Origin of the sequence: Amycolatopsis nigrescens CSC17Ta-90 (genome assembly GCF_000384315.1) — a bacterium.
In the GTDB taxonomy this organism is placed as follows: domain Bacteria; phylum Actinomycetota; class Actinomycetes; order Mycobacteriales; family Pseudonocardiaceae; genus Amycolatopsis; species Amycolatopsis nigrescens.
The window spans coordinates 40,455-52,661 of sequence record NZ_ARVW01000001.1 but is presented as its reverse complement, the minus strand read 5'-3'; the positions used below and the strand labels follow the sequence as shown (position 1 = coordinate 52,661).

Below are 12,207 nucleotides of genomic sequence, written 5' to 3'. Positions count from 1 at the left end.
GACCAGTCAGGAGGAGGTTCGGTGGTCCAGCTGCGGGCTGGGCGACGGGACCAGATCCAGCAGGTTCCGGCGGCGCAGCCACGGGCGCCAGGCGAACATGCCAAGGTGCAGCGCGATCAGGTGGCCGGCGAAGGTGACCACTCCCGGCAGCGTGCCGGGGCCGTCGGTCAGGTACACCAGCACGATCAGGCCCTCCACCAGCAGCACGGTCCAGGTCCGCCACGGGCGTCGCAACGTGGGCAGCAGGGCGCCGCAGGTGGCGAAGAAGCCGTAGCTGACGCCGATGTCCAGCCAGTGGGAGTCCTGCGGGGACAGCAGTTGCGCGTTGATCGCCCAGAGCACCGGCAGCTCGGTGGCGAGCGTGGCCAGCAGATGACCGCTGACGAAGATCGTGGCCGTCCACCACGGGCCGATCCGGCGCTCCAGCGGCGCGATGGTCAGCGCGAAGATCACCAGGTACGGGATCCACTTGGCGTCTTCGAGCCAGAGCGCGCTGGTGAGCAGCGACAGCAACGGCCGCTGCGCCAGGTTGTGCGCGTCGGTGCTGGACAGCGCGAGCAGCCGGTCGGTCACCTGCCGGGGGACCAGGTGCAGCACCGCCGTGGTGGCCAGCAGCACCGCGAGATACCAGAAGGTGAACGGCGTGTTCGACGGCCGTGGCAGCAGCCTGACCAGGCGCGGGACCCGGCCATCGGGTGCCGGTCGCGGGTCGCCGTGGCGCATGGCGCTGATTATCACCGGCCGAACCTGAGGACGGTCCCAGCAAGACTCCCGGTAGCGCTCGAGGTAGAGCCAGGTGGAGCACTGTCGCGGCAGCATAGAGTTACCCGCATGTCAGCGCCCCGAGAATCGAACGGTGGACGTGCCACCCGCACCGGTCGCACCCAGGAGGAACGCAGCGCGGCGATGCGCCAGCGGCTGCTGGACGCGACCATCGAGTGCCTGGTCGAGTACGGCTACGCGGGCACCACGACCACCAGGGTCGCCGACCGCGCCGGGGTGACCAGGGGCGCGCAGGTGCACCACTTCCCGACCAAGGCGGACCTGGTGACCTCCGCGATCCGGCACCTGGCCGCCAAGCGCACCGAGGTCGCGCTGGGCGAGCTGGACCGGCTCAAGGCGTCCGCGGACCCGGTCGGCGACGCGCTCCAGCTGCTCTGGGAAATGCACCAGGGGCCGGTGTTCTCCGCGACCGTGGAGCTGTGGGTGGCCGCCCGCACCGATCCGGACCTGCGCCGTCAGATGGCCGTGGTGGAGCCGATCGCCACCACCAGCCTGGTCGAGTTCGGCAAGGTGCTGCTGCCCGCCTACGCCGGCCACCCGGAGTTCCTGCACGCGGTCTACACCGCGATGGACGTGGTCCGCGGCATCCTGATCGCCAGCTGGGCCACCCGCGACGCCAAGGAGCTGGAAGCCCGCTGGGGCAGGGCGCGCGGTCACCTTCGCGTGCTCTTCGCGTCCCTCATGAGCTCCGTGGACGCCAGCGCGCGAAGCTGATCAGTGGGTGACCAGGCCGGCCTCGTGCGCGAGCAGCCCGGCCTGGGTGCGGTTCGAGCAGTCCAGCTTGACCAGCATCCGGGAGACGTAGCTCTTCACGGTCGCCTCGGACAGGTGCAGCCGGCCCGCTATGTCCGCATTGGACAGTCCCTCGCCGAGGCAGGTGAGCACGTCGATCTCCCGCTCGGTCAGTTCCGCGGTGCGGTGCCGGGCGTGCTCGGAGCGCCGCTTGCCGTCGCTGGACGCGGCGACCAGCCGCCGGGCGGCCTCGGGGGAGAGCACGGTGTGCCCGTCCGCGGCGACCCGGACGAGGCCGATCAGGTCCTCCGGCGGGGTCGACTTGACCAGGAACCCGGAGGCCCCCGCGCGCAACGCCCGCATCACGTAGGTGTCCGCGTCGAAGGTGGTCAGCGCGACCACCGCGGGCGGGTCCGGCAGCCGCATGATCCGCTCGATCGCGGTCAGCCCGTCCACCCCCGGCATCCGCAGGTCCATCAGCACCACGTCCGGCCGGTGCCGCACCACGGCCTCCACCGCTTCGGCCCCGTCCTGCGCCTGTGCGACCACGTCGATGTCTTCGGCCGAGCCGAGGATGGTGTGCAGATGCGCGCACACCATGGGCTCGTCATCGACGACGGCTACCCGGATCATGTCGTGCACTCTCTGCCGTGGGGACGTACGCGGGCAGTATCGCACCGAGCTCGAAGCCGCCGCCGGGTGTGCGGCCGGTGTGCAGGCTGCCGCCGATCAGCTCGACCCGCTGCCGCAGCCCGAGCAGGCCGGCCCCGGACCCGCTGGCGGCCAGCACCGGATCGGGGGCGCTGGTGCCGGCCGAGTTGCGCACGCTGACCCGCACCCCGTCCGGCCGGTAGTCCAGCTCGACCCGGACCTTTCCGCCAGGCGCGTGCTTGCGCGCGTTGGTCAGCGCCTCCTGCACCAGCCGGTAGGCGGTGCGGGCCACGGTCGGCGAGAGCTCGTCGGCGGCGCCGTGCACGACCAACTCGACCGGCATGCCGACCGAGGCCGATTCGGCGACCAGCACCGCCGGGTCCGGCCGGTCCTCCTGGTCGGACCCGGAGCGGCTGGCCACCTCGCCCTCGACCGTCTCGTCCCGCAGCACGCCGACCAGGTCGCGCAGTTCGTCCAGCGCCTGGGTGCCGGCCACCCGGATCCGTTCCGCGGCGGTCTGCACCGGCTCCTCCTTCGAGACCACGCCGAGCGCACCGGCCTGCAGCACCATCAGGCTCAGCCGGTGGGTGACCACGTCGTGCATCTCGGCCGCCAGCCGTCGGCGCTCCGCCGCCCTGGCCTGTTCGGCGAGCAGCTGCTGTTCCCGTTCGGCCCGTTCCGCCCGGTCGCGCAGCGACTTGAGCAGCTGCTTGCGCGCCTCGACGTACATCGTGATGACCGCCGGCAGCGCGGTGCTGAGCAGCCCGAACGGGGTGACGGCCCAGCTCGGGTCCCACGGCCTGCTGGCCAGCACGGTGAGCACCCCGAGCACGGCCAGCGCCGTCCGGCGGTCGAAAACCCGCATCAGCGGACCGCAGATCACCGGGGTGATGGTGGGCACGGTGGACAGGCTGAGCGGATCGGTCGGCGCGAACAGGCCGGGTTCCACCTGTGCGGAGTAGAGCAGGGCCAGCGCGCCCGCGACGAGCAGCGCGGCGACCGTCTTCGGGAAGCGGAAGATCCCGATCAGCGAAAGGTCGAGGGCGACCTGCAGGACGAGCGCCGCGTGCGGACCAGCCCAGCCGGTGGTCGGCGGGCCGAACGTGTTCATCAGGACGTCGAGTGCGACGAAGGCCAGTGCGACCGCCACCACGATGACGCCTTCGACGCGGCTCGGCCACAGCGCGAACCGCCGGGGCACCCGAGGGCACGTGCTGGTCACCCGGTCACGGTAACCAGTGCCGCCGGGCGCCGCCCGGAGAACACCACCTTCGCTCACCCGGTGATCCACGAAAGTTGCGGGTGCCCGCGAACCGGGCAACTTTCGGCACCGGACCCGCCTCCTCTTCCGCTCCCGCCGCGCTCCGCCGCTGCGCTGGACTGTGCGCAGCACGCCGGGGAGAGCGGAAAGGAGTGACCACAGTGGACACAGCGGGCGAGGTGGGCGCGAGGGGGACGGCCGACGCGGGGGTGCCGGCGGCCGGGGCGCCGAGGTTCGCGGCCGCGCCGGTCCTGCTGATAGCCGGTCTCGCCGGCGTGCTCCTGCTGGTCACCAGCGGGCGGTACGGGCACGGGTTCGACGAGCTGTACTTCCTGATGGCCGGTCGAGATCACCTGGACTGGGGGTATTTCGACCAGCCGCCACTGGTGCCGGCGCTGGCCGGCGCGCTGGACACGCTGTTCCCCGGCTCGCTGGTCGCGCTGCGGCTGCCCTACACCCTGGCCGCCGCGGCCGGCATCGTGGTCACCGCGCTGATCGCCCGCGAGCTCGGCGGGCGGCGGACGGCCCAGGTGCTGGCCGCGGCGTTCAGCGCCACCTCCGGGCTGATGGTGCTCAACCACTGGATCGGCACCTACGTGCTCGACCCGTTCTTCTGGACGCTGCTCACCTGGCTGCTGGTGCGCTGGGTCCGGCTGCGCGACGACCGGCTGTTGCTGCTGGCCGGCCTGGTCACCGCGGTCTCGCTGCAGACCAAGTTCCTGATCCCGGCGTACTGGGCGCTGATCGCGCTCAGCGCGCTGGTGCTCGGCCCGCGCGAGCTGCTGCGGCGGCCGAAGCTCTGGGCCGGGGCGGCGTTCGCGGCGCTGGCCACGGTACCCACGTTGATCTGGCAGGCCACGCACGACTGGCCGTACACCCGGATGGGCGAGGTGGTGCGGGCCGAGTTCCCCGGTGCGGGAGTGTTCCTGCGGGACGGACTGCTCAGCGCCGGGGTCGGGGTCGGGGTGCTCGGTTTCCTCTACGGCCTCTGGCGGCTGCTGCGCGCGCCCGCGCTGCGGCCGTTCCGGTTCCTCGGGGTGGCCGTGCTCGCCACCTTCCTCGCCTTCCTGTTCTCCGGCGGCCGTTCCTACTACGCGCTCAGCCTGCTCGCGCTGCCGTTCGCGGCGGCCGCGGTGGAGCTGTCGCGGCGGAACCTGGTGCGCTGGTGGAAGGCGGTGGCCTGGCCCGCGTTCGTGCTGTCCGCGGTGGTCACCGTGGCCGCGCTGCCGGTCTACCCGCCGGCGCTGGCGGAGCGGATGCCCGCGGCGGTCGGCCCGTTCACCCTGGGCTCGACCTTCGCGAAGGCGGAGGGTCAGCAGGAACAGCTCGCGGACCTGGTCGGCGGGATCTACGCGGCGCTGCCGCCGGAGGAGCGGGCGCGCACCACGGTCTTCTCCGAGATCTACCCGTTCGCCTCCGCCGTGGAGTACTTCGGGCCGCGGTACGGAATCGAGGGTGTCTACAGTGGACATCGCGGGTACTGGTACTTCGGCGCACCACCGGAGTCGGCGGAGAACGTGCTGTTTCTCGGCTTCGATCCGGGACTGCTCCGGCCGTACTTCACCGGCAGTGCGACGGTCGTGGACGGTCTGGTGTGGACATTCCACGACCGGATCCGGCCGTGGGCCGAGATCTGGCCGGAGCTGCGGCGGCAGTGACTGGGAACAATGACTGTGGACACTGAGGAAGGTACCGGCATGACCGAACTCGCCCTGCCAACGCAGGCCTACCTGCTGGCTTGCGACCTGGACCGGCAGCGGGTGCGCGACCGGCAGCGCACCGGCTACCTGGTGCGCGCGGCCGGGCTCACCGAGCTGCTGATCCGCGGCCGGCTGGCCGACGACGGCGGCTCGCCGCGCCCGGCCGGGCGCGGCTCCACCGGGGACGACGTGCTCGACGAACTGCTCGGGCAGATCGTCGAAGACAGGGCAGACCGGCCGAGGAAGTGGAAACACTGGGTGCGCAAGGACTTCCGGTCCGCGCTGCGCTCGGTGGAGGACCAGCTCTCGGCCGCAGCGTTGATCGAGGTGCGGCGCTCGAGGGTGCTCGGCCTGTTCCCCCGCAGCCGGGTCCGGGTCACCGATCCGGCCGTGGTGCGGCGGCTGCGGTCCCAGGTGGACGACGCGCTGCGCGGCGGGCAGCCCCCGGCACGGCTGGAGCGCGGGATCGCCGCGTTGACCGCGCTGGTCGCCGCCGCCGAGGTGAAATCGGTGGTGTCCGGCCGGGACCGGCGCCGGTACGCGGACCGGCTCCGGGCGCTGGAGGAACGCGGCGGCGGCGCCGTGCCCGCGCTGCGGAAGGTGCTCAAGGAACTGCGGGCCGCCCGCAACGCCGCCATCGCCGCCAACAACGGCCACGGCGGCTCCTGACCCAAAGGCAAATAGCCGGCTTTTTGCCCTTCGGCGCCAGGGCGAAAAGCCGGCTATTTGCCGGGTGGGGAGCGTGAAGGCGGGAAACCGCCAGAAGGTGGGGGAAGGAGCGGGAAGGCTGGGCGCATGACTTCTTTCCGGGTGAACCCGATTCCCGCCGCCACGCTCGACCTCGTCCGGCGCACCGGCCTGGACGCGTCCGCCAACCCCGTGCAGCGGATGACCGTGCCCGACGGCGAGACCGGCTGGCCGCTGCGCTGCTGCCTTCGCGACGCCGCGCCGGGCGAGGAGCTCATCCTGTTCGGTTACGAGCAGGAGATCGGCGGCCCCAGCCCGTACCGGCAGATCGGCGCGGTGTTCGCGCACGAGCGGGACTGCGGCGGCGCGGTGGGCGACGGCTATCCGGCCGGCTGGCTCGGCCGCCCGCAGGCGGTCCGTTCCTACGACGAGCGCGGCTGGATCCTGGAGTCCGAAGTGCACGACGGGGTGGAGCCGGCGAAGGTGATCGAGGCGCTGCTCGCCGATCCGGGGGCGGTCCGGGTGCACAGCCACAACCTCGGGCACGGCTGCTTCATGTTCGAGGCGGTCCGGGACTGAACAGCCTGTCCAGGTAATAGTCCACTGTGGACACAGACTCCGCTGGAGGCAGCTGGCCGAGCAGGATGGAGGTGCCCAGCGCGTCGGACAGGGCCCACAGGATGGCCGCCTCCCGCTCCGGGTCGGCGCCGGGGTCGGCGTCCCCGGCTCGCTGGGCGATGCGGATCTGGTCGGCGAAGAAACCGATCACTTCCGGCAAGCCGTTGGTGTAGCTCTCGCGCATCGAAGGCTCGGCCAGCGCCCGGATGAAGTAGGCGACCCCGACCAGGTACTCCTGGGTGCTCTGCTCGTCGGTGGGCAGGACCTCCACCAGGCAGGCCCGCAGCACCGTCCTCGGGCTCGGGTCGGCGCTGACCGCGAGCACCCGCTCCCTGATCCGGCTTTCCCGTCGTTCGGCCTGGTGCTGCAGGGCGAACAGCAGCATTTCGTCCTTGGTCCGGAAGTAGTGCTGCACCGAGCCCATCGACACGCCCGCCTCGGCGGCCACGTGCCGCAGGCTGACCGCTTCCAGCCCCTTGGTGGCGGTCAGCCGCAGCAGCGCCTCGGCCAGCTGCCGCCGCCGTTCGTCGTGGTCGACCTGTTTCGGCACCAGCACCTCCTCGTCTGCCGTGCGGTTTGCCAGTTCTGGCCAGCCCCGTTTACGATGCGTTCGCATTGTAAACGAAACCAGGGGGTCCAGGTGTCGGGGCAAGTATCGGAACGGCCGCAGGTGCGGCTGCGGCCGCCGCGGAACGAGCTGAACGATCGGGTCAGGAACTGGTGGCGGGTCCAGCTGCTGATCCTGTTCGCGGTGCCGGTGCTGCCGTTGCTCGTGCTGGGTCTGTTCATCGCGCCGGCCCGCGCCTGGCTGCTCGGGCCCGCCGCGGTGCTGGCCGTGCTGGGGCTGCTCGTGGTGGCGCTGATGCCGGTCTGGTGGTTCCGGGTGCACCGCTGGGAGGTCACCGACACCGCCGTGTACACCAGGACCGGCTACTTCTTCCAGGAGTGGCGGGTGGCGCCGATGTCGCGGATCCAGACCGTGGACACCAAACGCGGCCCGCTCGAACAGGCCTTCAAGCTCGCCACGGTCACCGTGACCACGGCGTCCTCGCGGGGCGCGGTCAAGATCGAAGGGCTCGACCACGAACTGGCTGCCGCGCTGGCCGAGCAGCTCACCGAGACCACCCAGGCCACCCCCGGTGATGCCACGTGAGCGAGCAGGACGCGCTCGAAGCGCCGGAAACCGAGCCGTGGCAACGACTCGACAAGCGGATCGTCACGGTCGGCGCGATCACCATGGCCGGGGTGTCCGTCGGCGCCGGGGTGCCCATCGCGATCGGTATCGCGGACGGCAAGTCCTTCGGCGTCGCGCTGGCCTGGGTGCTGCCGTTCGCCGTGCTGCTCACCGCGGGCAGCGCGCTGGCCGAGCTGCTGCGCTGGCGCGCGACCCGCTACCGGGTCACCGGCCGGCGGTTCGAGCTGCGCTTCCAGCTGGTCGTCCGGTCGCGGCGGTCGCTGCCGAGGGAGCGCATCCGCAGCGTGGACGTCACCGCCAACCCGTTGCAACGGCTGTTCGGGCTGGCCGTGCTCGACGTGGGCACCGGGCAGCACGAAAAGACCGAGAACTCCAGGGTGAAGCTGAACCTGCTGCCAAGGGCGGAGGCCGAGCGCCTGCGGATCGAGCTGCTCGAACGCACGGTGTCCGCTCCCGCCGGGCCCGGCGACCGTGACCCGGACGCGCCGCTGGCCAGGCTGGACTGGAGTTGGATCCGGTACGCGCCGGTCTCCTTCGTGGCCCCGCTGATCGGTCTCGCGGCCGGCGGCGCGCTGATGCGGGTGGCCGAGTGGTTCGGCGCGGAGCGCGGCGTGATCGACTGGGCGCTCGACCTGTTCCGGGGTGTCCCGCTGGTGGTCGCGATCCTGATCCTGGTGGTGGTCGCGCTGGGCGTCGGGGTGATCGGCTCGCTGGGCCTGTTCGTGGAGATGTGGTGGAACTACCGGCTGGAGCGCGAGCCCGGCGGCACCCTGCGGGTCCGCCGCGGCCTGCTTACCACCCGGTCGATCTCGGTGGAGGAGCGGCGGCTGCGCGGGGTGGACGTGGTGGAGCCGATCGGCAACCGGCTGGTCGGCGCGGCCAGGGTGGACGCGGTGGCCACCGGGATGCGCCAGCAGAAGGACTCCGAGAAGACCGACTACCACACGCTGCTGCCCGCCGTCCCGCTCGCGGTGGCGAACCAGGTGGCCGCCGACGTGCTGTCCGAACCGGTCTCGCCGACCGTCGCGGTGCGGCTGTCCGGGCATCCGGTCGCCGCCCGCGGCAGGCGGCTGCGCTGGTGGCTGGTGGGGGTGCTGGTACCGGTGGTGGCGTTGGCTGTGCTCGGCCTGCTGCTCACCGACGTGCTGCTGACCCTGGCCTGGATACTCGCGGTGCCGCTGCTACCGATCGGCGTGCTGCTCGCGTTGGACGCCTACCGCAACCTCGGGCACGGCATCACCGGCGGCTATCTGGTGTCGCGGCACGGCACGGTGCGGCGCAGCACGGTCGCATTGGAGCGGGCCGGGGTGATCGGCTGGACGGTCAAGCAGTCGTTCTTCCAGCGCCGCGCCGGGCTGATCACGCTGACCGCGACCACGGCCGCGGGCATCGGCGCGTATTCGGTGTACGACGTGGGGGAGAGCGACGGCCTGGCCTTCGCCGAGGAGGCCGTGCCCGAGCTGCTGGCGCCGTTCCTGGAACGTTCCTAGCTCGCTCAACCTTTCGCGGCCCTCACCCGTAGGTCCAGGTGTCTCGGCTACGGCGGAAAGGGATTCCATGGCGAACGGTGGTGCGGGAAAACGGTGGAGCACGGTGTTCATTGCGGTCTTGACGGCCGGGGTGCTCCTGGTGCCGGTTGGCGGGCAGGCGGCCGGTTCGCCGGCCGACTCCGAATGGAAACTGGGGCAGGCACTGGGAGACACGGCTTCGCGGCTGTTCTACGACGTGTCCGCGACCGGGCCGCGGGATGCCTGGACGGTCGGCCGCAAGGCCGCCGCGGGCGGTACCGGTTTCGAGGCCGCGATCGAGCACTGGAACGGCACGGAGTGGTCCGACGTCCCGGCGGCGGACACCGGCGGCCGGCCGGTGCAGCTCCAGTTGGTCAGCGCGCACGCACCGGACGGCGCGTTGGCGGCGGGGGTCTACCTGGATGCCAAACCGCAATCCCCGCCGGCCGGGGTGGAACGGCTGCGGCCCGGTGCCGCGGTGGCCGCCGCCGGGACGCCGATCGTGCTGGAACACTGGGACGGCAAGGCATGGAGCACGGTCGCCAGGCCGGCCCCGCCGGAGGGCTGGCTGCAGTTTCCCGGCGACCTGAAGTCCTTCGCTGCGGACTCGGCCTGGCTGACCACAATGGACTGGAACCCGTCGGCCAACGAGTACCGGTACCAGCTGGAGCACTGGGACGGTGCGCAGTGGCGGACGGTGCCGCTGCCCGCGGCTCCCGGCGGCGGGCCGGTCGAGCCGTGGGGCATCGACGGCACCGGTCCCGGCGATGTCTGGGTCACGGCCGGCACGCGGGACGCCGGTGGCAAGCCCGCCCCCTTGCTGTACCACTGGAACGGCACCGAATGGCAGCAGACCGCGCCTCCGGTCCCGTCGGAACACCCGGCGGGCTGGCTGGTCAACCGGGTGGTCGCGGCCGGCCCGGGCTCGGTGTACGCCTTCGGCAAGACCGATGAGGACTTTCCGTCCGCGACGATGGCGGTGCGCTGGGACGGTGCACGGTGGCAGCCGATGCCGGCCGTGCCGGTCGGCGAGGTCAACGCCGCCGGGGCCGACGGTGCGGGCGCGCTGTGGGTCGGCGGCTGGCCGCAGGGCGGGCGGCACTCGGTGCTCGCGCGGTGGTCCGGGTCGGCCTGGGTGACCGGGCCGCTGCCCCCGGAGGTGGCCGCGCAGGCCGGGGAAAACGGCCAGAGCTCGATCCTGGGCCTGGAGCGGGTGCCCGGCACCGCCGGCATCATCGCGTCCGGCCTGGTGGCCGACGAGGAGTGGACCAAGGACTGGGGCCTGCTCGTCACCAGGCTCATTGATGTCCATAGTGGACAGACGGCGGCCGGTGGCTAGCCTGGCGGTATGCGCAACGCTTTCGGAGCCGGGTTCGACGTTCCCGACGGATACCTGAACACGCCGAGCATCGGTGTGCCCACCACCGAGGTCGCGGACGCGGTCGCCGAGGCGGTGCGGAACTGGCGTACCGGGGCGGCAAGGCCGGCGGACTTCGACGAGGTGGTCGCCGCGTCCAGGGAGGGGTTCGCGCGGCTGATCGGGGTGCCGCCGGACCGGGTCGCCATCGGCAGCACGGTGTCGCAGCTGGTTTCGCTGGTCGCGGCCGGGTTGCCGGACGGTGCCAGTGTCCTGGTCGCCGAGGGCGAGTTCACCAGCCTGACCTTCCCGTTCGCGGCGCAGGCCGGCCGCGGGGTGACGGTGACCGAGGCCGGTCTCGCCGAACTGCCCGCCGCCGCGCCGGATCACGACCTGGTGGCGGTCAGCGTGGTGCAGTCCGCGAACGGGGCGCAGGTGGACCTGGATGCGCTGCGGGCGGCCGGGGTGCCGGTGCTGCTGGACGCCACCCAGGCCGCCGGCTGGACCCCGCTGCGGCTGGACTGGGCCGACTGGGTGGTGGCCGCCGGCTACAAGTGGCTGCTCGCGCCCCGCGGGGCGGCCTGGCTCGCGATGCACCCGCGGGCCACCCAACGCACCGTGCCGGTGGCCGCGAACTGGTATGCCGGAGCGGACCCGTGGCAGTCCGTCTACGGGCTGCCGCTGCGGCTGGCCGAAGGGGCCCGCGGTTTCGATCTGTCACCGGTCTGGCTCTCGCATGTCGGCGCCGCCGCCTCGCTGCGGTACCTGTCCTGGCTGGACATGGCGGCCGTGCGGGCGCACTGCGTGCACCTGGCCGACACGCTGCTGACCAGCCTCGGCCTGCCGGAACGGGGGTCCGCGATCGTGGCCTTCCCCGGTGACCCGGAGCGGCTGAAGGCGGCCGGGGTGGCGGTCGGCGTGCGGGCCGGGAAGGTCAGGGCCGGGTTCCACCTCTACAACACGCTCAGTGACGTCGAGCAGGTTTTGTCCGCGTTCCGGTGAGTCCGCGGCGGGCGTGAACTACCGTATGTGCCCGTGGTTGGTGGTGCGCAGTTCTCCCCGGGTGTCGGTGACACCGCGCCGCTGCGGCGTGTCCAGGCCGGCCCGCCGCCGGGCGGTGGCCCGCAGCGCAGGCCGCAGAGCAGGCGCCTGATCCAGGGCGCCGGGCTGCTGGCGGTGGCCGTGGTCTCCGGGCTGATCTGGACGCTGGTCCGCCAGGAGGACCCGACCTCGCCGGTGGCGGGCGGGCAGACCCAGCCGGCGGGGGAGTTCACCTTCACCGCGGCCGAGGGCCCGGTGGCGGCGACCGACTGCGCGGCCAACTCCTACGGCGAGACCAAGCGGTGGTTCGCCGGGCATCCGTGCCAGCGTCTTTCCAGGGCGCTCTACGTGGTCACCTCGGGCGGGGCCAGGGCACTGGTGTCGGTGGCGCTGGTGACCATGCCGACGCCGCAGCTGGCGGTGGACCTCAAGGCGCTCACCGACACCGACGACACCGGCAACGTGAACGACCTGATCCGGGACAACACCGCCAAGATCCCGGACGCGCCCAAGATCTCCGGCGGCCAGTACGACTCGCGGGTGTCCGGCAGCGAGGTGACCATCGTGGAGGCCGAGTTCTTCCAGGGCCACCAGGACGACGCCCTGCTCCAGCGAATCAGCGCCGAGGCCCTGCAACTCAACAACCGCCTCCGCTAACCCTCCCGCTCCTCTCC

At 72.3% G+C, this 12,207-nt stretch carries 13 protein-coding genes; 9 read left to right on the top strand and 4 right to left on the bottom strand.

Annotation, left to right across the window (positions count from 1 at the left end; genetic code table 11):
- Positions 1 to 6: 6 nt before the first annotated feature.
- Positions 7 to 723 (bottom strand): rhomboid-like protein, encoded by a 717-nt coding sequence (locus tag AMYNI_RS0100265; RefSeq protein ID WP_020665946.1) that lies wholly within the window; start codon positions 721 to 723, stop codon positions 7 to 9.
- Between the two features lie 183 nt (positions 724 to 906).
- Between AMYNI_RS0100265 and AMYNI_RS0100260 the strand changes: the two genes are divergently transcribed.
- Entirely contained in the window at positions 907 to 1,497 is a 591-nt protein-coding gene (locus AMYNI_RS0100260) for a TetR/AcrR family transcriptional regulator (RefSeq protein WP_020665945.1), read from the top strand.
- Here the strand turns inward: AMYNI_RS0100260 and AMYNI_RS0100255 are convergent, their stop codons facing one another.
- Both AMYNI_RS0100255 and AMYNI_RS0100250 read right to left on the bottom strand, forming a co-directional pair.
- The gene (locus AMYNI_RS0100255) at positions 1,498 to 2,148 is read right to left on the bottom strand and encodes a response regulator transcription factor (protein ID WP_026359888.1); all 651 of its coding nucleotides are present in this window, start codon (positions 2,146 to 2,148) and stop codon (positions 1,498 to 1,500) included.
- Positions 2,123 to 3,367 carry a sensor histidine kinase gene (locus AMYNI_RS0100250; RefSeq protein WP_020665943.1) on the bottom strand — a complete coding sequence of 415 codons (1,245 nt, stop codon included), beginning with the start codon at positions 3,365 to 3,367 and terminating at the stop codon, positions 2,123 to 2,125. Before AMYNI_RS0100250 ends, AMYNI_RS0100255 begins: the two co-directional genes overlap by 26 nt.
- Before the next feature lie 221 nt (positions 3,368 to 3,588).
- Between AMYNI_RS0100250 and AMYNI_RS0100245 the strand changes: the two genes are divergently transcribed.
- The 3 genes from AMYNI_RS0100245 (at position 3,589) to AMYNI_RS0100235 (ending at position 6,393) form a co-directional block, all read left to right on the top strand.
- Entirely contained in the window at positions 3,589 to 5,085 is a 1,497-nt protein-coding gene (locus tag AMYNI_RS0100245; protein WP_020665942.1) for an ArnT family glycosyltransferase, read from the top strand.
- Between the two features lie 39 nt (positions 5,086 to 5,124).
- Entirely contained in the window at positions 5,125 to 5,796 is a 672-nt protein-coding gene (locus tag AMYNI_RS0100240) for a GOLPH3/VPS74 family protein (protein WP_020665941.1), read from the top strand.
- Between the two features lie 126 nt (positions 5,797 to 5,922).
- The gene (locus AMYNI_RS0100235; RefSeq protein ID WP_020665940.1) at positions 5,923 to 6,393 is read left to right on the top strand and encodes a DUF1203 domain-containing protein; all 471 of its coding nucleotides are present in this window, start codon (positions 5,923 to 5,925) and stop codon (positions 6,391 to 6,393) included.
- Here the strand turns inward: AMYNI_RS0100235 and AMYNI_RS0100230 are convergent.
- Complete coding sequence (locus tag AMYNI_RS0100230) at positions 6,368 to 6,982, bottom strand: TetR/AcrR family transcriptional regulator (protein WP_026359886.1); 615 nt, start codon at positions 6,980 to 6,982, stop codon at positions 6,368 to 6,370. The two genes, AMYNI_RS0100235 and AMYNI_RS0100230, sit on opposite strands and share 26 nt — an antisense overlap.
- A gap of 90 nt (positions 6,983 to 7,072) precedes the next feature.
- Here AMYNI_RS0100230 and AMYNI_RS0100225 point away from each other — a divergent pair, with 90 nt between their 5' ends.
- The 5 genes from AMYNI_RS0100225 to AMYNI_RS0100205 all read left to right on the top strand — a co-directional run bounded on the left by AMYNI_RS0100225 (position 7,073) and on the right by AMYNI_RS0100205 (position 12,190).
- The gene (locus AMYNI_RS0100225; protein WP_040405403.1) at positions 7,073 to 7,585 is read left to right on the top strand and encodes a PH domain-containing protein; all 513 of its coding nucleotides are present in this window, start codon (positions 7,073 to 7,075) and stop codon (positions 7,583 to 7,585) included.
- On the top strand, positions 7,582 to 9,117 hold the full coding sequence (locus AMYNI_RS0100220) for a PH domain-containing protein (protein WP_020665937.1): 1,536 nt from the start codon (positions 7,582 to 7,584) through the stop codon (positions 9,115 to 9,117). Before AMYNI_RS0100225 ends, AMYNI_RS0100220 begins: the two co-directional genes overlap by 4 nt.
- A 103-nt stretch (positions 9,118 to 9,220) precedes the next feature.
- Complete coding sequence (locus tag AMYNI_RS43165; protein WP_157357201.1) at positions 9,221 to 10,474, top strand: hypothetical protein; 1,254 nt, start codon at positions 9,221 to 9,223, stop codon at positions 10,472 to 10,474.
- A 9-nt stretch (positions 10,475 to 10,483) separates the two neighbouring features.
- On the top strand, positions 10,484 to 11,494 hold the full coding sequence (locus AMYNI_RS0100210) for an aminotransferase class V-fold PLP-dependent enzyme (RefSeq protein ID WP_020665935.1): 1,011 nt from the start codon (positions 10,484 to 10,486) through the stop codon (positions 11,492 to 11,494).
- A gap of 33 nt (positions 11,495 to 11,527) precedes the next feature.
- A complete protein-coding gene (locus tag AMYNI_RS0100205) occupies positions 11,528 to 12,190 on the top strand; it encodes a hypothetical protein (RefSeq protein WP_020665934.1) in 663 nt (220 codons plus the stop codon).
- Positions 12,191 to 12,207 lie beyond the last annotated feature (17 nt).